The 17322-nt window shown below is 59.3% G+C and carries 16 protein-coding genes; 9 read left to right on the top strand and 7 right to left on the bottom strand.

The window, feature by feature from the left end:
* Nucleotides 1-13: 13 nt before the first annotated feature.
* The 6 genes from BV390_RS04550 (at nucleotide 14) to phnE (BV390_RS04525) (ending at nucleotide 6200) form a co-directional block, all read left to right on the top strand.
* Nucleotides 14-1207, top strand: a complete 1194-nt coding sequence (locus BV390_RS04550; protein WP_085396647.1) for an MFS transporter — start codon at nucleotides 14-16, stop codon at nucleotides 1205-1207.
* Between the two features lie 11 nt (nucleotides 1208-1218).
* Entirely contained in the window at nucleotides 1219-2400 is a 1182-nt protein-coding gene (locus BV390_RS04545; RefSeq protein WP_085396646.1) for an amidohydrolase, read from the top strand.
* 174 nt (nucleotides 2401-2574) lie between these two features.
* Nucleotides 2575-3417, top strand: a complete 843-nt coding sequence (gene phnC / locus BV390_RS04540) for a phosphonate ABC transporter ATP-binding protein (protein WP_032689391.1) — start codon at nucleotides 2575-2577, stop codon at nucleotides 3415-3417.
* 23 nt (nucleotides 3418-3440) lie between these two features.
* Complete coding sequence (gene phnD, locus BV390_RS04535; protein ID WP_032689329.1) at nucleotides 3441-4382, top strand: phosphonate ABC transporter substrate-binding protein; 942 nt, start codon at nucleotides 3441-3443, stop codon at nucleotides 4380-4382.
* Nucleotides 4383-4449: 67 nt separating this feature from the next.
* Nucleotides 4450-5322: a phosphonate ABC transporter, permease protein PhnE gene (gene phnE, locus BV390_RS04530; RefSeq protein ID WP_032689330.1), complete on the top strand. Its 873-nt coding sequence runs from the start codon at nucleotides 4450-4452 to the stop codon at nucleotides 5320-5322.
* Nucleotides 5319-6200, top strand: coding sequence for a phosphonate ABC transporter, permease protein PhnE (gene phnE, locus BV390_RS04525; protein ID WP_049266103.1), 882 nt, complete (start codon nucleotides 5319-5321; stop codon nucleotides 6198-6200). The genes phnE (BV390_RS04530) and phnE (BV390_RS04525) overlap by 4 nt, the downstream gene beginning before the upstream one ends.
* A 61-nt stretch (nucleotides 6201-6261) precedes the next feature.
* Here phnE (BV390_RS04525) and BV390_RS04520 read toward each other — a convergent pair whose 3' ends face one another.
* Nucleotides 6262-6924 (bottom strand): HAD family hydrolase, encoded by a 663-nt coding sequence (locus BV390_RS04520; protein WP_032696588.1) that lies wholly within the window; start codon nucleotides 6922-6924, stop codon nucleotides 6262-6264.
* Nucleotides 6925-7101: 177 nt separating this feature from the next.
* Complete coding sequence (locus tag BV390_RS04515) at nucleotides 7102-7911, bottom strand: sulfite exporter TauE/SafE family protein (protein WP_032689332.1); 810 nt, start codon at nucleotides 7909-7911, stop codon at nucleotides 7102-7104.
* A 102-nt stretch (nucleotides 7912-8013) separates the two neighbouring features.
* Between BV390_RS04515 and BV390_RS04510 the strand changes: the two genes are divergently transcribed.
* Nucleotides 8014-8796: an AraC family transcriptional regulator gene (locus tag BV390_RS04510; protein WP_032689333.1), complete on the top strand. Its 783-nt coding sequence runs from the start codon at nucleotides 8014-8016 to the stop codon at nucleotides 8794-8796.
* Between the two features lie 29 nt (nucleotides 8797-8825).
* On the opposite strand, the gene BV390_RS04505 is transcribed toward BV390_RS04510, so the two are convergent.
* The 3 genes from BV390_RS04505 to BV390_RS04495 are packed head-to-tail and all read right to left on the bottom strand — an operon-like array spanning nucleotide 8826 to nucleotide 12952.
* On the bottom strand, nucleotides 8826-10619 hold the full coding sequence (locus BV390_RS04505; RefSeq protein WP_046853052.1) for an aryl-sulfate sulfotransferase: 1794 nt from the start codon (nucleotides 10617-10619) through the stop codon (nucleotides 8826-8828).
* A gap of 24 nt (nucleotides 10620-10643) precedes the next feature.
* Nucleotides 10644-11387, bottom strand: a complete 744-nt coding sequence (locus BV390_RS04500; protein WP_032689335.1) for an ABC transporter ATP-binding protein — start codon at nucleotides 11385-11387, stop codon at nucleotides 10644-10646.
* On the bottom strand, nucleotides 11384-12952 hold the full coding sequence (locus tag BV390_RS04495) for an ABC transporter permease (protein ID WP_085396645.1): 1569 nt from the start codon (nucleotides 12950-12952) through the stop codon (nucleotides 11384-11386). Before BV390_RS04495 ends, BV390_RS04500 begins: the two co-directional genes overlap by 4 nt.
* A 220-nt stretch (nucleotides 12953-13172) precedes the next feature.
* Here BV390_RS04495 and BV390_RS04490 point away from each other — a divergent pair, with 220 nt between their 5' ends.
* Nucleotides 13173-14240, top strand: coding sequence for an ABC transporter substrate-binding protein (locus tag BV390_RS04490; protein WP_085396644.1), 1068 nt, complete (start codon nucleotides 13173-13175; stop codon nucleotides 14238-14240).
* Here BV390_RS04490 and BV390_RS04485 read toward each other — a convergent pair.
* A complete protein-coding gene (locus BV390_RS04485; RefSeq protein WP_085396643.1) occupies nucleotides 14237-15181 on the bottom strand; it encodes a LysR family transcriptional regulator in 945 nt (314 codons plus the stop codon). The genes BV390_RS04490 and BV390_RS04485 overlap by 4 nt on opposite strands.
* A 342-nt stretch (nucleotides 15182-15523) precedes the next feature.
* On the opposite strand from BV390_RS04485, the gene BV390_RS04480 reads away from it, so the two are divergent.
* Nucleotides 15524-16090: a C40 family peptidase gene (locus tag BV390_RS04480; protein ID WP_032689339.1), complete on the top strand. Its 567-nt coding sequence runs from the start codon at nucleotides 15524-15526 to the stop codon at nucleotides 16088-16090.
* Between the two features lie 89 nt (nucleotides 16091-16179).
* Here the strand turns inward: BV390_RS04480 and phoE are convergent, their stop codons facing one another.
* On the bottom strand, nucleotides 16180-17232 hold the full coding sequence (phoE, locus tag BV390_RS04475) for a phosphoporin PhoE (RefSeq protein ID WP_032689340.1): 1053 nt from the start codon (nucleotides 17230-17232) through the stop codon (nucleotides 16180-16182).
* Between the last annotated feature and the right edge of the window lie 90 nt (nucleotides 17233-17322).

Genomic DNA, 17322 nt, shown 5'->3' with positions numbered 1-17322 from the left:
GGCGGAAACAAAAATGAAAAGTCAGTCTCAAATGATCTTCTTGCTGTTTATTGGCTACGTCTTCGTTTATATCGATAAAACCGTCACCGGCTTCGCGCTGCTGCCGATCGAAAAAGAATTTGGCCTCAACGCCGAACAGCTGGGCTACATCACCGGTATCTTTTTCCTCGCCTACTCCCTGTTCCAGGTCCCGGCGGGCTGGTTAAACGACCGGATTGGCTATAAAACGATGCTGGTACTGTCGCTGTCGGCGCTGGGGATTTTCGCCCTCTGCTTCGGCGCGCTGGGCCTGAGCTTCGGTCTGCTGCTGCTGTTTCGCTTTCTCTCAGGGGTGGGCCATTCCGGCTACCCCTGCTCATGCGCAAAAGCGGTCGTCAGTAATTTCAGCGTCGAAAACCGCACCTTCGCCCAGTCAGTTCTCCTCTCCTCGGCCGGGCTGGCGATGACTATCGGGCCGATTATCGCGGTGAACGCCCTGTCGCTGCTGGGCTGGCACCGCTCCTTTGCCGCCCTCGGAGCGCTGGTTTGCGTCACTGCCGCCCTTATTGCCTGGCGGGTACCGCGCCGCCCGCCGGCTCCCGCAGCGGCGAAGAAGGCAGCCGCCGGCTGCGCGCTGTGGCGTAACCCGACGGTTATCCTGCTGTTTATCTCTATATTCTGCGTCAACATTCCCAGCTACGGCCTGATGGCGTGGCTGCCGAAATTCTTCGTCCAAAGCATGGGAATGTCGCTGTCAGCTTCAGGCTATGTGGTGGCCGCCGGCGGCCTCGGGATCTGGGTTTCATCGCTGGGAACCGGCTGGCTGGTAGGGAAATATTTTCTTCATCGTGAACCGCTGGTGATCGCCGTCAGCGCCCTGCTTAGCGCCGCCGCCATTTTCGCGATTTTTCATGCCGGGACGGCGCTGACCGCCAGCCTGCTGCTGTTCGTCGGCGAGATATTTTTAATGGCCACGTTCGTTACCGCTTTTACCCTGCCGATGAAGCGGCTGCCGGAGAACATCATGGGCTCGGCTATCGGCCTGATTAATACCGGCGGCACCCTTGGCGGCTTTGTTTCGCCGATCGTGATTGGCTATCTGGTGGCGAAAACCCACAGCTATGCCAGCGCGTTCCTGTTTCTGTCACTGGCGATGGTCTGCTCGGCGCTAGCGGTGCTGCCGCTGATGAAACGCAAAACCGTCGCCGGCCTGCCCGTTGCTGATTGAAGGAGAATCTGATGAATCACGCCACCGAACTGCTGATTTCCGCCGCCGCCGAAGAGGCGCTGCGCTGGCGTCGCCACATCCACGCCCACCCGGACCTCTCTTTCCAGGAGAAGCCGACCGCCGATTACATCGCCCGCGAGCTGGCGTCATTTGCCGGGCTGGAGATTAGCCGCCCGCTGGATAATAGCGTGATTGCCGTGCTACGCGGCCCGCATCCGGGGCCGACGTGGGCGCTGCGCGCCGACATTGATGCCCTGCCGCTGCAGGAGGAGAGCGGCGAGAGTTTCTGCTCCACCGTGCCTGGCGTGATGCACGCCTGCGGCCACGACGCCCATACGGCGATGCTGATGGGGGCGGCAAAAGTGCTGTGCCAGCGGCGCGATAACCTGCACGGCAGCATTAAATTTATTTTCCAGCCGGCGGAAGAAGTACCGCCGGGCGGCGCGCGGGAGCTGGTGGAGCTGGGGGTGGTCGACGACGTGGAGCATATTTTCGGTCTGCACGTCTTCCCCACCAGCCCGGTCGGCACCCTGACGCTGAAAGAAGGCGTCTACGTCGCCTCCAGCGACAACTTCGATATCACCATTCGTGGCAAAGGCGGTCATGGCTCAATGCCGCAGCACTGTATCGACCCGGTTACCATCGGTGCGGAAATGGTCGGGGCATTGCAGCAGATCGTAGCGCGCAATATCGACCCGGGTACGGCGCCGGTATTAACCATCGCCACCTTCCAGGCCGGTGACAGCTACAACGTCATCCCTGACAGCGCCCGCCTGGCCGGCACGCTGCGTACCCATAACCAGCAGGTCCGCGAAGCGGTGCCGCAGCTGATGTCGCGCATCATTGACGGGATTGCCGCCGCCCACGGCGCGAGCTGCGACATTCGCTGGCAGCAGGGTTACGCCGTCGGTCACAACCACGACAGCACCAACGCCATCGCCCGCGCCGCCATCGAACGCCACTTCCCGGCGGGGACCCTGAAGCTGGAGGATCGAGCGCTGTTTGGCAGCGAAGACTTCTCCTCCTATCAGGAAAAGGTTCCCGGTACCTTCCTGTTTATCGGCTGCGGTAACAAGGAAAAAGGGGCCGTCTGGAACGTGCATAATCCGCATTTCCGCATCGACGAAGATGCCCTGGCCATCGGTATCAAAACCCACATAGCGCTGGTCAGCCCGTTGCTGAATGACGAATAAAGGGCTTTTTGCGCATCTGGCGCGCTGCGCCAGATGCGGCTTCCATCGCTTTTCCCCGCGCTATCGCCGGTGCAATAATCTCGCCATTCACCGTTTTTTCGTCTTACCGTCATCTAACGATCACATAAAACGCCATTAATAGTGCCCAGTTTAATGATGAATCTGGACGCTCTTATGAATAGTTCTCTTGCCGCGGTAACCGACACCGATTATCCGCATTTTGGTCAGCCGAATACCGCCCGGCAGCGGAAAGTCTTAAGCGTGCGCAACCTGAATAAGTCTTACAGTGCGCAGCAAACCGTACTCGATAACATCAGTTTTGATCTCCATGCCGGCGAACTGGTGGGGGTGATCGGCCGTTCTGGTGCCGGTAAGTCGACCCTGCTGCATGTGCTGAACGGCACCCACAGCGCCACCGGCGGTGAGATCCTCAGCTACCCGGAAGTGGGCATGCCGCACGATGTGGCGAAGCTAAAAGGCCGCGCGCTGAACGCCTGGCGCAGCAAGTGCGGCATGATTTTCCAGGACTTCTGCCTGGTGCCGCGTCTTGACGTGTTAACCAACGTGCTGCTGGGCCGGCTGAGCCAGACTTCAACGCTGAAATCCCTGTTTAAGATCTTCCCTGACGCCGACCGGGCGCGCGCCATCTCGCTGCTGGAGTGGATGAATATGCTGCCGCATGCCCTGCAGCGGGCCGAAAATCTCTCCGGCGGGCAGATGCAGCGCGTGGCGATTTGTCGCGCGCTAATGCAGAACCCCGGTATTTTGCTGGCCGATGAGCCGGTCGCCTCTCTCGATCCGAAAAACACACAGCGCATCATGAACGTACTGCGCGAAATCAGCGAACAGGGCATCAGCGTGATGGTGAACCTGCACTCGGTGGAACTGGTGAAAGAGTATTGCACGCGGGTTATTGGCGTAGCGAAGGGCAACATTATTTTTGACGACCATCCCTTACAGCTGACTCAGGATATTCTGCATCAGCTGTACGGGGATGAAATTAGCCAATTGCATTAATTTCCACTCACACGGACAAGATAATGAAACAATACATCACTGGTGCAGTTCGTATATCCGCCGCGGTCGCGGGAATGATGATGGCATGGCAGGCAGGCGCTGCGGAGCAGCCAAAAGAATTAAACCTGGGGATCCTGGGGGGCCAGAACGCCACCCAGCAAATTGGTGATAACCAGTGTGTAAAACAGTTTCTCGACAAAGAGCTGAACGTCGATACCAAATTACGCAACTCCTCTGACTATTCCGGCGTTATTCAGGGTCTGCTGGGCGGTAAAGTCGACGTCGTGCTGAGTATGTCGCCTTCGTCTTACGCTTCGGTTTATATCAATAACCCGAAAGCGGTGGATATTGTCGGTATCGCCGTGGATGATAAAGATCAGTCCCGCGGCTACCACTCGGTGGTGATTGTCAAAGCCGACAGCCCGTATAAATCGTTAGACGATCTGAAAGGCAAAGCCTTCGGCTTCGCCGATCCGGACTCCACTTCCGGCTATCTGATCCCGAACCACGCCTTCAAACAGAAATTCGGCGGCACTTCAGATAACAAATACAACAACTTCTTCTCCAGCGTGACCTTCTCTGGCGGTCACGAGCAGGACATCCTGGGCGTGCTGAACGGCCAGTTCGCGGGGGCGGTCACCTGGACTTCGATGGTCGGCGACTACAACAGCGGCTATAGCGTCGGTGCCTTCAACCGCCTGATTCGTATGGATCACCCGGATCTGATGAAGCAGATCCGCATCATCTGGCAATCGCCGCTGATCCCCAACGGGCCGATCCTGGTCAGCAACGCGCTGCCGGCTGACTTTAAAGCCAAAGTCATCAGCGCGATCAAAAAGCTGGATACCGACGAGCATGCCTGCTTTGTGAAAGCCATGGGCGGTACTCAGCATATCGGCCCGGGCAGCGTGGCTGACTTCCAGCAGATTATCGATATGAAACGCGAGCTGGTCAGCGCCCGTTAATCCCGCCCCAACGCCGCCTCCGCGTAGGCCCGCGTGAGGCGGCGGCATACTGAAGACCCATCGACGTATGAATATGCCGAATACCGAATTTGAACGTTATTACCAGCAGGTACGAGCGCGACAAAAGCGCGATACCTTTAGCTGGTCTGTGCTCCTGCTGGTACTTTATTTCGCTGCCGGCAGCGCCGCGGAATTTAATCTCTTCACTATCTGGCGCTCTCTGCCGAATTTTCTCGATTACATGTTTGAGACGCTGCCGACGCTCCACGTCAGCGCTCTGTTCGCCGATGTCCACACCAAAGGCTCGCTGGCCTACTGGGGCTATCGTCTGCCGATTCAACTGCCGCTGATCTGGGAAACATTACAGCTGGCGCTGGCTTCCACGCTGATTGCGGTGGTCATTGCGACGCTGCTGGCGTTCCTCGCCGCTAATAACGCCTGGTCACCGCCGCCGCTGCGTTTCGCCATCCGCGTGGTGGTGGCATTTTTACGCACCATGCCGGAGCTGGCGTGGGCGGTGATTTTCGTGATGGCCTTCGGCATCGGCGCCATTCCCGGATTTCTGGCCCTGATGCTGCATACCATCGGCAGCCTGACCAAGCTGTTTTACGAAGCGGTGGAAAGCGCGCAGGACAAACCGGTACGCGGCCTGATGGCCTGCGGGGCTTCACCGATCCAGCGCATTCGCTTCGCGCTGTGGCCGCAGGTCAAACCGATTTTTCTCTCCTACGGCTTTATGCGTCTGGAGATTAACTTTCGCTCGTCAACCATTCTTGGGCTGGTGGGCGCCGGCGGGATCGGTCAGGAACTGATGACCAACATCAAGCTGGATCGTTACGATCAGGTCAGCATCACGCTGCTGCTGATCATCATCGTGGTGTCGCTGCTGGATATGCTGTCCGGCCGCCTGCGACAGTGGGTTCTTGAGGGCAAAAAATGAGTCAATGGCAAAGCCAACCGGATGTCGCCGCCAGCCGCCGCCAGCATCGACAACTGTATCAAGCCCAGGGGCGCTATTTGCGCTTCGTCGGTCTGCTGACGCTGGCGGGCTTACTTTACTACGTCTGGTTTTTTAGCCAGTTTGGCATCAGCGGCGAACAGCTCACCAGCGGCCTGCAGCAAATTAGCCGCTATCTGCTGCGGATGTTCGTCTGGCACGACTTTTTGAACTGGCCGTTTGCCTACTACTTCACGCAAATCGGCATCACTCTGGCGATTGTCTTCGTCGGGACTCTGACCGCCACGGTGATTGCGCTACTGCTCTCTTTCCTCGCGGCACGTAACATTATGCGCGGGTTGATTCCCGGATTTATCGCTCTGTTGATGCGCCGTCTGTTTGACGTGCTGCGCGGCATTGATATGGCCATCTGGGGGCTGATTTTTGTCCGCGCCGTGGGCCTCGGGCCGCTGGCCGGGGTGCTGGCGATTATTATGCAGGATACCGGACTGCTTGGGCGGCTGTATGCCGAAGGACATGAGGCGGTTGACCGCTCACCGGGGCGCGGGCTGACCGCCGTGGGCGCCAACGGCTTGCAGAAGCACCGCTTCGGCATTTTTACCCAGTCTTTCCCGACGTTTCTGGCGCTGAGCCTGTATCAGATTGAGTCGAATACCCGCTCCGCCGCAGTGTTAGGCTTCGTCGGCGCCGGCGGTATCGGCCTGATTTATGCGGAAAACATGCGCCTGTGGAACTGGGACGTGGTGATGTTTATCACCCTGCTGCTGGTGATCGTGGTCATGGCGATGGATACGCTCTCGGCGTGGTTACGCCGCCGCTATATTGGCGGCAACGTGGTGCCCTTGTTCAAAGCGGAGTAACCCGTTCCCCGGTCGCGCTGCGTTTACCGGGGCTACGGCTTCTGCGGTCGCGGGGACCTGCTCAGAGCCGCCATTCCAGCACCGGCCAGTTGTGGCTGGCATTCACCGCCGCCAGCTGCGGACACGGGTTAACCAGCCGGACATGGTCAGCATGCAGACACAACGGCAGATCATTTATCGAATCGGTATAGAAGGTCACCTCGCCGCTCTCGTGCGGCCAGGCTTTCTGCCACGCCGCCAGCCGCACGACCTTTCCCTGCTGGTAGCTTGGCGTACCGGCAATCACTCCGCTATAGCCGCCGTCGGCCATCTCCACGTCGATACCTAACGCCTGCTCAATCCCCAACGCCGAGGCCACCGCCTGCACCAGCAGGCTAACCGAGGCCGAAATCACCAGCATCTGTTCGCCTTGCGCCCGCAGGGTTTGCAGCAGATCCCACGCCTGCGGATAGACGCGCGGCATAATATCCTGCTGCACGCAGCGCGCCACCAGCGCATCGACCTCCGCCTTCGGCACGCCGATGAGCGGCGCCTGGATTAAGGCAACGTAGTCGGCGATATTCATTTCGCCGCGATCGTAATCGTCCATCAGCATCGCCTCCCGCGCCAGATACGCCGGATCGCTCACCCACCCTTCCCGCACCAGGAACCGGCTCCATACCGTGCTGCTGTCGCCCTTAATCAAGGTATTATCCAGATCGAAAATCGTCAGATTTTTGGACATTGTTCATTTTCCCTAATCAGCAAAATTGGCTCGCCAGAGCATGCTTAACCAAGATGACAGGAGAATGACTCGCCTGCGCACCGGACAAAGGGTAGCAAAAGAGAGGAAAAACGGGTCAGATTAGCGGATCGGCGGCGATATGCCGCGAACCGTGGCGGCATAAATGTCGCCCTTCGGCTATCCCTGCAAGATCATCACCAGCAGTACCGCTATCAGCAACAGCGGGTAAATCCGCGCGTGCCAGCGATCCGGCAGACGTGTCAGCCAACGGGCAGCTAACCGCAGCCCCAGCCAGCTCCCGGCGACCAGCAACGCCGCGGCCGACAGCCAGATATGGCCCAAAAATCCTGCCGGCAGCCCTGCGGGCGACACGCCGCTCATCGCCACCCACGTGGCGGTAGCGCTCGCCGACAGCGGCAGCGTCAGCAAATTGGCCGTGGCCGCCGCTTCCGGCATCGTCGCGCCACGACGACGCATTAACGGAACGGTCATGACGCTTCCGCCGACGCCAAGAAACGACGCAATCAGGCCAATCACACCGCCCGTCGTCAGCTCGCGCGCGGCAACCGGCGCAGAACGCCGGACGCCAGGGGCCATAAAACCCGGACGAAAATAGCAGTCGAGAATGGTCACCAGCAGATAGCCGACGAACAGCCAGCGAAGCCACCGCCCGTTCGCCGAGAGCGCCAGCAACGCCCCGGCGATCCCGCCGAGGGCAATGCCCACGAACATCATCCGCAGAGGACGCCAGCGCAGCGTTCCACCGCGAAGATGGCGCCAGGTTGCCAGCAGCGCTGCACAAAGCATCACCAGCGCAGAGGTGGCTACCGCAATGTGCATCGCCTGCCCGCCGACATCGCTCTGCGCGCCCCACACTGCGGTCACCAGAAACGAGATCAGCGGTACGGTGACAAAACCGCCGCCAAAACCAAACAGCCAGGTCGTGACGCCACACGCTACACCGCAGATAAAAAGCCAGCCTATCATTCGATTCTCCTCCGTTCAGAGTCATCACGATATAGAATAGCGGCATGGCTGACTTACGATTAAAAGCCATCATCTTACGATTTTCAGCCAGAAGGATGTGTCATGCGCAATATTGCGGTGAACGATGTCGATGACCTCCCGCGCCGGGTGCTGGCGCTGGGCAGCGATTACCCGGCGAATACGCAGCTGGAGCGCCACAGCCATCGCCGGGCGCAGTTTCTCTATGCCATGAACGGACTGATGAAGGTGGAGACGGATGACGGGCAGTGGCTGGTTCCCCCCTACAGCGGCGTGTGGATCCCGGCCACCCGTCCGCACCGGGTGCTGATGCCGGGGGTCAGCACCCACAGCCTGTACATCGAACCGGATGCGGCGCCGCGTGCCGGAGAACGCTGCGAGGTGTTGCAGGTCTCTCCCCTGTTACATCAGCTGCTGCTGAGCGCCTGCCAGCTACCGCTGCTTTACCACGAAGACGGACATGATGGCGCATTAATCGAACTGGTTTTGCATGAGCTGAAAGCCGCCTCTCCGCTACCGATGTTTACCCCACTTCCGCAAAGTGCGCCGCTGGTTGCGCTATGCAGCGACTTTCTGCGCCAGCCGGATATTCACAGCACGCCGGAACAGTGGGCCGCCAGGCTGAATAAAAGCGCCCGGACTTTTCATCGCCTGTTTCGCCAGCAGACCGGCATGGCATTTCGCGACTGGCGCCAGCAGGCCTGCGTGATGTACGCCCTGACGGCGCTGCGGGAAGGCAGAACCATTACCGACGTGGCGCTCAGCCTGGGATATGAACATCCGGCGGCCTTTACCAGCATGTTTCGTAAAACGATCGGCCAGGCGCCCACCGCGTTTGTCCGCCAGATGAACGGCGGCCCGGTCTGACGCCGCAGCCGCGCCCTATCCAGACGGAGTCACAGCACCGCGCTCTGCAGCCAGTCCAGCAGGCTTTCCACGGAAAGGTCCGCCGGGGCCCGCGCCGTCGGCTGACCCGATTTCACCATCAGCAGCGCAGGTAAACCACGGACCCCCAGCGCTGTCGCCAGTTGCTGATGACGATCGGCATCGAGATAGCGTGTCTCCAGCGCCGCCAGATGGTTCGCGAGGCTCGCATGACCCAGCAGCTGCCACAGCTTACGGCAGTGGACGCAGCGTTCAGCGCCGACGAACAACAGCAGCGGAGATTCAGACTCGCCGGAGAGCTCGCTTTCCGCGTTCAGCGGCGTGAAGCGGCTCTCCGCCACCCGGAACAGTTTCGGACTGCGGCGTAGGGTATCGTTATCGGTCGCCACGCACAGCGCATCGGCGCTCTTACTGTAGGGCTGCACGCCGGCGACGCGCACCACGCTCTGCGCCGGACCTGCCGCTGCGGCGCCGGGCTGGCGTAAAGTCCGCACGTCAACCGCCGCAATCGGCACTTCGGACGGCCGCGCCAGCTGCGGGATCCAGGCATACGGAATACGATAGGCGCGGTAAACCATGTTGTTATTCAAGGTCTTGCCCCAGAATGGCGAAATATACTCCCAGACGATTTCATGGTCGCGGGTCACTTCAAAAATGCGGCCGTTGGAGCCTTCGTTGATGAGGGTATTGCCGTTTTCCAGGCGCTGCATATTGCTGATATACGGGCTATAGAACCGATACGAGTCGGTTGGCTGCGGGAGATCCGCCTCATACGGCGAGTAGCGCCATTCGATATCGAGCGTCACCGGGTTGATCTCGAGGATCCGCGAATAGTCGCGCCAGGCGTTTTTCACCCCGTCCGCCGACGCCGGATTGGGGGCGCCGTACCCGGCCCAGCCGCCGTTATCAAAGATCAGAATATTGCCCGCCCCGGGTAATCCTTGGGGGATCATATGCGCGTGGTGCTGGCCGATAATCCACCCCAGATGCTTCAACCGCGGCGTGCTGTAGTCCGGGCCAAGCTGCCAGACAATCTTACCGCTCTGTTTATCAATGATGGCGATGATATTGGATTCGCGGGCATCCCAGATGATGTTGTCAGGATGGAAGCGCGCATCGCCGGCGTCATACCATTTGTTTGGTCCCAGCGCCGACATGGAGTTGATGTGCATCCAGTCGCCCATCCCGCCGCCGCTGGCGCGCATATTGGGGTTATTGCGCAGCGCCGCGCGCGCCGCCTCGTCAAAGCCCAGCTCGTGGAAATGATCGCTGCAGCGCCATTCCCACACCACATTGCCCTGCCAGTCGACCTCAATAATGGTGTCATCAAGCAGCAGCTTATCGGAAATCTCTTCATTCACCAGGTTGGTGTGGGCCAGAATTAAGGTGTTGCCGCCGTCAACCTGCGGCTCAAGCCCCGGGGCGTAATAGCCCACCGGATTCCCGGCGCGCTGATAATCATGGTGCGCGCGCGCCATCCAGCGCGGCGCGTGACCCGGGTCGCTCACCTGTTCATAGCGGTCAAATTTCCAGGTGATATTGCCTTCCCAGTCCACCTGAATCAGGTCGAGCATATCCTGCATCCCGTAGCGGGGATCGCGTTCGCCGCTGTGGCCCAGGATCGCCCCCCCGGGCAGGATTTTATTCGGAAAGCCGTGCAGTTCGGGCCATTCGCGGACCACGTTGCCATTCATATCGACCAGAATCGCCCCGCGTTCGGTGGCCTGAAAAACGGTATATCCGCTCCACGCGCGCTGCGGATCGTAGAGCGTGGCGCCGGTCGGGTAGACGGAAGGATGTCCCATATTGTCACTCCTTAAATAGTCAAATCAGGCACAAGTAATCAAGGTACGAATCTGCCGGCAGGCGGCGGAGAACGACTCATCATCGCGCTGTCGCGGATGGGGCAACGCCAGCGTCACCACCTCACGAATCCGTCCCGGACGGGGAGAGAGCACCACCACCCGGTCGGCCAGCGCCACCGCCTCTTCCACATCGTGAGTCACCAGCAGCGTGGTGGTCCCCGTGCGGCGATGAATATGCAGCAGCTCCTGCTGCAGGGTATGGCGCGTCAGGGCATCCAGCGCGCCGAAAGGCTCATCGAGCATCAGAATTTGCGGCCGGGCGATCAGCCCGCGGGCAATCGCTACCCGCTGGGCCATCCCGCCGGAAAGCCGGGATGGCAGCGCATGGGCGAACTCCTGTAGCTGCACGCGCTCCAGCATCGCCAGCGCGCGCTGGCGCTTCACCCCACGACTCAGCTTTTCATCCGCGAGGCCCAGCATCACGTTGTCGATCACCGTCAGCCACGGAAACAGCCGCGGCTCCTGAAAGACAATGCCGCGCTCTTTGCCCACGCCGCGTACCGGCTCGCCGTTAACGCGGATTTCCCCCTGCGTCACCGGCTCCAGGCCAATCAACATCCGCAGCAGCGTGGACTTGCCGCAGCCGCTGCTACCCACCAGCACCACCAGCTCGCCGGCGGCGATATCGAGGCTGAAGTTTTGCAGTGCCGTCACCTGTTGCCAGGATTTATGCACATGGCGAAAAGAGACCAGGGTCGAGTCGGTCATCGTTGCTCCCGTTGGCGCCAGCGGGTGGCGCGAGATTCCAGTAAACGTCCGGCTTTATCCAGCGCGGCGCCGGTGATACCAATCAGCACCATGCCGCAGAGAATGGTCGGCATATCCAGCAGCTGCTGGGCGTTGATCATCAGGCTGCCGATACCGGTCCCGGAGGACATGAAATATTCCGCGCCGATGTTGCCCAGCCACGCATAAATCAACGCCAGGCGCAGACCGGCAAATATGCCCGGCGCCGCCCCCGGTAAAATCAGCGTCCGCAGGCGGGTCAACGGGCCAAAGCGCAGCACCTTCGCCACTTCATCAAGCTGCGGATCGCGCTGGCTGACGGCCTGCAAGGTGCTAAAAAACATCGGGAAGAAAGAAGCCAGGGCAATAAATACGATTTTGCCGCCGTTATCGTTGCCCACCCACGCGGTCAGCAGCGGCAGCCAGGCAAAGAGCGCGATATGGCGCAGGACGTTCAGCGTCGGGGTCAATATCTGCCCGGCTCGCGGGCGCAGGGCCAGCAGCAACCCGCACAGCAGCCCGATAGCGATCCCCAGCGCGCCGCCGGCAAAGGCCCGTCCGAGACTGGCCAGCATCGCGGCGGGCAGCTCGCCGCTGGCCGCTCCGGCCATAAAGCGCTGCGCCACCGCCAGCGGCGAGGAGAATAACGTGCTGTCGATCCAGCCCCAGCCGCTGGCCAGTTGCCACAGCGCCAGCAGGATCAGCGGCAGCTGGAATGCATGCCAGCTGGCCTGCGGCTTCCAGGCCAACCGCCCGGTAGCGGGCTGCGGCCAGAAGACCAGCCGGGCATAGACCCGGTTGGTCGCCCACTCCATCAACAGCCCGCTCAGCCCGACCACCGCGATGGTGACGAAGACAATATCCAGCTGAAACAGCTGGCGGCCCCAGACCATCAGGTAGCCGATCCCTTCAGACGAGGCCAGCAGCTCGACAACAATCAGCGACACCCAGGCCTGAGATAACGCCAGTCGCAGGCCGGTAAACCAGCCCGGCAGGCTCGCGGGAATCACCAGCCAGCGCAGCCGCTGCCATCGGGAAAAATTCATCACCTGCGCCGCTTCCCCCAGCGCTGGCGAGACGCTGGTGACCGCCAGTTGCGTATGGATAGTCATCGGGACAAGGGTGGTTTTGACGATAACCGCCAGCTTCAGGCCGTTATCGATGCCAAACAGCACCATAAACAGCGGGATCCAGCCCAGGGTGGGGATCTGCGCGAGGGCATAAAATAGCGGTTCTATCCGCTGAGCCGCGGCCGGTACGAGACCAAACAACGCCCCCAGCAGGGTACCCGCCGCCACGCCCAGCAGCAGCCCGACGGCCAAGTGCTGAAGGCTAAACCCCCATTGCGCCAGCAGATCGCCGCTGAGAAGCGACAGCGCGGTATCGGCGACGACCGCCGGGGCGGGCAGGATCTGCTCCGGCATCCAGCGCTTTACGGCGGCGATGTGCCACAGCAGCGCGATCAGCGCCGGCAGCAGCAGGGGCCAGCCGTTTAGCCTGATAGCAGGCCAGGAGTACCTGCGTCTTTTCAAGATCATCTGCGACATAGCGGTCCGTTTTGAGTGAAATCATCACCCTATAAAACCGTCCTCACCGTCTGTCGTCATTGCGTTTGCTGAATAATCCCGATGCAACAAATGCATCTCAGCCTGGCGGACAGGCGGGCTCTGATTTAGCTTATTTTTGCCTTTGCTCTGCGAATAAAAGCATTTAACAGTACGCGGTGAGCCTCTTTAGGGTGAGAAAAAACTCAGGGAGTCACCACCAATGATGAAAGCTATTTTTACCCGTACGGCGCTGGCGCTGGTCGCCGTGGTCACGCTGATGGCCAGCGCGCAGGCCGAGAGTCTGCGCACCATTCGCATTGGCGTGCCGGATCAAAGTGCCGGCAGCAAACCGTTTATTGAAGGGCCGGTCGGGATGGCGTTTATCCGTCATCAGCTGGAGGCGGTGTTTAAACCACAGGGTGTGGAGGTGCAGTGGCAGTTCTTTAAGGGCGCCGGCCCGGCGGTGAATGAAGCGCTGGCCAACCGGCAGCTCGATTTTGTCTATCTCGGCGATCTGGCGGCGATTATCGGCAAAGCCAACGGCCTGCCAACCCGTCTGCTGCTGGGCAGCCGCGGGTCGGAATCCTACCTCGCGGTCACCAGAGCATCGGCGATTAAACAGTTGGCGGACCTGAAAGGGAAACGCGTGGCAGTGTATCGCGGTACCGCAGACCAGCTGGCCTTCGATCGCGCTTTGCAGACCGTCGGACTTAGCGAACGCAATATGCAGGTCATTAATCTGGACTGGAGCGCCGGGAAAGCCGCGTTGGCCGCCGGTCGCGTGGATGCGGTGTGGGGCGGCGTCTCGCTGCTGGCGCTGCGCGGCGATAAGATTGACGTGGTGTTGAAAAGCGGTGATTCCGGTCGCCAGAATACCACCCAGGCGGCTTTTCTCGGAACTCAGGACTTTATTCAGGCCTGGCCGCAGGCCACCCAGCAAGTTATTGACGTGCTGGTGAAAAACGCGGCGGAAATCAGCAACCCGGCGAATCGCGAGGCCTGGTCGGCGGAGATGGCGCAGCAGAGCCAAATTCCGCAGGCGTTGTTCCTTGAGGATCTGCAGCCGCAGGATCTCAACTTCAGCACTTCGCCGCGCATCGACCCCTTCCTGGCCGACAGCTTCAGCAGCAGCGTCGAGCAGGCCAAAAGCGGTCGCCTCATTCGCAACGCCTTTGCGGTGACGCAGTGGGCAGACGGGCAGTTTGTCGAACGGGCGCTGAAGACTCTGCAGCTGGAAAACCACTGGCCGCAGTATGATAGCCAGGGCCAGGCGGCGGACGCCGGCTAAGCCCCCTCCTCCTGCGCCAGCAGCGGGATCTGATGCTGGCGGTCGGTATGCAGGATAATATCGATAAACCTGGCGACCAGCGGCGAAAGCGCGGCATGAACCGGGGAGATCACCGCAAAGCGGGTCTGCATCAGCCGCCACTCTTCCGGGAGGTTGCTGAGCTCCAGCTTCACCAGCCGATGGCTGTGCTGGCACAGGGCGAAGCCGTCTTCGCTGGCAAAGCTTATCGCCTGAGTGTGCGCCAGCGTCGACAGCAAGGCGTAGACGTGATCGCATTGAATCGCCGGGGTGAAATCCTGCTGCTGGCTGAGCGTTGCCAGCACTTTTCGCACCCCCGGAGGCAGATAGGGCGCGGCAAAGGGGTAGCGCAGCATCTCCTCAATAGCCACCGGCCCGCTCTGCGCCAGGGGATGGTCGGCATGACAGATGAAGAAACAGCGCTGCGGGCTGAGCGGCTGGACCCGCAGCTGCGGATCCAGCTCCGCATGCCAGCTGTCGGCCACCACGAAGGGAAACTGCTGGGTCGTCAGCGCGTGATGCAGGGCAAACCAGTTATCGACCTGAAAACGCACCCTCGCCTGCGGTAGACGGCGATGAAACTCACCGATGGCCGCCGGGATCAGGCGCGCCGCTGGCGCCGGGCCGCAACCGAACGCCACTTCGCCACTTTCGCTATCGTCCGTTTCTCCCAGCAGGCTGCTCAGCTCAATGTTTAGCTCCTGGAAACGGCGGGCGTAAGGCAGCAGCGTTTGCCCGTGTCGCGTCAGCGTCGGCAGCTTATTCTGCCGGTCGAATAAGGGATGGCCGACGCTCAGCTCCAGCGACTGAATACTGCGGCTGAAGGCCGATTGCGACAGGCATACCGCCTCGGCGGCGCGGTGAAAACTACCGTATTCAACCAACGCGACAAAGTTGCGCAGCTGGCGAAAATCGAGATGCATAAGCTTGCCTCACAGGGACCTGGAGCGGACAAAGTACTGGACGCCGCCCCCGGCGCGCAATGGCCGGATGATGAGGATCTTTCACCTTCCGCGAAGAGAAGAGAGTCATTAACATCAGATGCGTCTTATATGCGATCGCGAAATAGTGTTTCATGGTGAAATAATTTATTAACAAGCGACACCACAGATTTTTCTCTTATATTTAACTGGAGCAATGAAAAACGTGAAGTAACAAGTTTACTCTACGTAAGGTTTCGTAAATTTTTCAGCGAACCATTCTGACAATATGGCGGATACGCTATAAATACCCACGGCCCATTCCCCCTCACGAAAAATAACGATATGACGCCTAAACTTGCTCACGCTTTATTATTGGTGCCTTTTTTAATTTTGGCAGGATGCTCATCTTCATCTAAACATCCGCCAAAAACCGCCGCCAAACACCAATACGCCCCGATCGATAGCGGATCTGACGATCTGATTCCGGTGGTTGCCGCCCTGCACGATCAAATGCACACCTGGCACGGCACCCCCTATGAATGGGGCGGTACCGAGCAAAGCGGCGTCGACTGTTCTGGCTTCGTCTGGCGAACGCTCAAGGACCGCTTCAATTTGCCCATGGAGCGCGTAACAACGAGCGATCTCCTGCATATGGGCGTCCGCGTCAGCAAGCAGCAGCTCCGTCCGGGGGATCTGGTATTCTTCCGTATTCGTGGCGGGATGCACGTCGGTTTCTATGACACCGAGCACAACTTCCTGCACGCTTCCAGCAGCCAGGGCGTCATGCGCTCCTCGCTGGACAACCCTTACTGGAACTCGGTCTTCTACCAGGCGCGTCGCCTGCCGAAAGAATATAACGCGCAGATCACCATGAATAGCGACCATCAGCACCTGGCTAAAAATCATTAATCCTTTTCAATAAAAAACCGCAGCAATAACGCTGCGGTTTTTTGTTCAGCCTGCTAACCGCCGCGGGAGTCTCCTGCGGCGGTCGCGGATTAGAACTGGTAAGTCATACCCAGAGCGACGATGTCGTCATTGTTGATAGCGAGTTTATTATCGCTGTTCAGCTGGTTGATTTTATAATCAACAAAGGCGTTCATGTTTTTGTTGAAGTAATAAGTCAGACCCACGTCGATGTAGTTCACCAGGTCCTCGTTACCAACGCCTTCAATATCTTTGCCTTTTGACAGCACATAGCCCAGGGACGGACGCAGGCCGAAGTCGAACTGGTACTGAGCAACGGCTTCAAAGTTCTGCGTTTTATTGGCAAAACCACCGCTGATTGGCGTCATCTTGCGGGTTTCAGAATACATAGTGGCCAGATAAATATTGTTGGCGTCATATTTCAGACCGGTCGCCCAGGCTTCCGCTTTTTTACCCACGCCGCGCGCCAGCAGGTTCTGGTCATTGGTACGGTCAGAGCTGGTATAGGCCGCGCTGATGGCAAAATCGCTGCCGCCGAAGTCATAGCTTAACGAGGTGCCGAAGCCGTCGCCGTTCTGTTTTTTCGCTTCGCGGCCTTCGTTTTTACCCTGATATTGCAGAGTCATATCCAGGCCATCCACCACGCCGAAGAAATCGGTATTGCGGTAGGTTGCCAGACCGCTGGCACGCTTGGTCATGAAGTTGTCGGTCTGTGCGGAAGAGTCGCCGCCGAATTCCGGGAACATATCGGTCCAGGCTTCAACGTCATACAGGGCGCCGAGGTTACGACCATAATCGAAAGAACCGTAGTTTTTCAATTTCAGGCCGGCAAAGGCCAGACGGGTTTTCTGGGTGGAGTCGCTTTCCGTTTTGTTACCGGAGAATTCAGATTCCCAACGACCGTAGCCGGTCAGCTGGTCATTAATCTGGGTCTCGCCTTTGATGCCGAAACGGACATAGGTCTGGTCGCCATCTTTACTGTCATAGTCGCTAATGTAGTGCATCGCTTTGACTTTGCCATACACGTCCAGTTTGTTGCCGTCTTTATTATAAACTTCTGCTGCCTGTGTAGCTGAAGAAGCGACAAGACCCATCATCATTAATGCCAGTGAGCTCTTTTTCATTATTCAGTCCTGGTGATTTATTTATACGCGCTAATCAATTCCGGGCGAAGGCCCCGTGAAAAACAGGAGGTTTTTTAACGCTCCGATATT

This window comes from Klebsiella sp. YJ, from assembly GCF_002108615.1.
Taxonomy (GTDB): domain Bacteria; phylum Pseudomonadota; class Gammaproteobacteria; order Enterobacterales; family Enterobacteriaceae; genus Klebsiella; species Klebsiella planticola.
The sequence above is the reverse complement of the archived record's forward strand: the minus strand, read 5'-3'. Positions and strand labels throughout refer to the sequence as shown.

Coding starts and splice junctions, on each gene's coding strand:
- BV390_RS04550 (WP_085396647.1), top strand. CDS start 14: ATGAAAAGTCAGTCTCAAATGATCTTCTTGCTGTTTATTGGCTACGTC.
- BV390_RS04545 (WP_085396646.1), top strand. CDS start 1,219: ATGAATCACGCCACCGAACTGCTGATTTCCGCCGCCGCCGAAGAGGCG.
- phnC (WP_032689391.1), top strand. CDS start 2,575: ATGAATAGTTCTCTTGCCGCGGTAACCGACACCGATTATCCGCATTTT.
- phnD (WP_032689329.1), top strand. CDS start 3,441: ATGAAACAATACATCACTGGTGCAGTTCGTATATCCGCCGCGGTCGCG.
- phnE (WP_032689330.1), top strand. CDS start 4,450: ATGAATATGCCGAATACCGAATTTGAACGTTATTACCAGCAGGTACGA.
- phnE (WP_049266103.1), top strand. CDS start 5,319: ATGAGTCAATGGCAAAGCCAACCGGATGTCGCCGCCAGCCGCCGCCAG.
- BV390_RS04520 (WP_032696588.1), bottom strand. CDS start 6,924: ATGTCCAAAAATCTGACGATTTTCGATCTGGATAATACCTTGATTAAG.
- BV390_RS04515 (WP_032689332.1), bottom strand. CDS start 7,911: ATGATAGGCTGGCTTTTTATCTGCGGTGTAGCGTGTGGCGTCACGACC.
- BV390_RS04510 (WP_032689333.1), top strand. CDS start 8,014: ATGCGCAATATTGCGGTGAACGATGTCGATGACCTCCCGCGCCGGGTG.
- BV390_RS04505 (WP_046853052.1), bottom strand. CDS start 10,619: ATGGGACATCCTTCCGTCTACCCGACCGGCGCCACGCTCTACGATCCG.
- BV390_RS04500 (WP_032689335.1), bottom strand. CDS start 11,387: ATGACCGACTCGACCCTGGTCTCTTTTCGCCATGTGCATAAATCCTGG.
- BV390_RS04495 (WP_085396645.1), bottom strand. CDS start 12,952: ATGTCGCAGATGATCTTGAAAAGACGCAGGTACTCCTGGCCTGCTATC.
- BV390_RS04490 (WP_085396644.1), top strand. CDS start 13,173: ATGATGAAAGCTATTTTTACCCGTACGGCGCTGGCGCTGGTCGCCGTG.
- BV390_RS04485 (WP_085396643.1), bottom strand. CDS start 15,181: ATGCATCTCGATTTTCGCCAGCTGCGCAACTTTGTCGCGTTGGTTGAA.
- BV390_RS04480 (WP_032689339.1), top strand. CDS start 15,524: ATGACGCCTAAACTTGCTCACGCTTTATTATTGGTGCCTTTTTTAATT.
- phoE (WP_032689340.1), bottom strand. CDS start 17,232: ATGAAAAAGAGCTCACTGGCATTAATGATGATGGGTCTTGTCGCTTCT.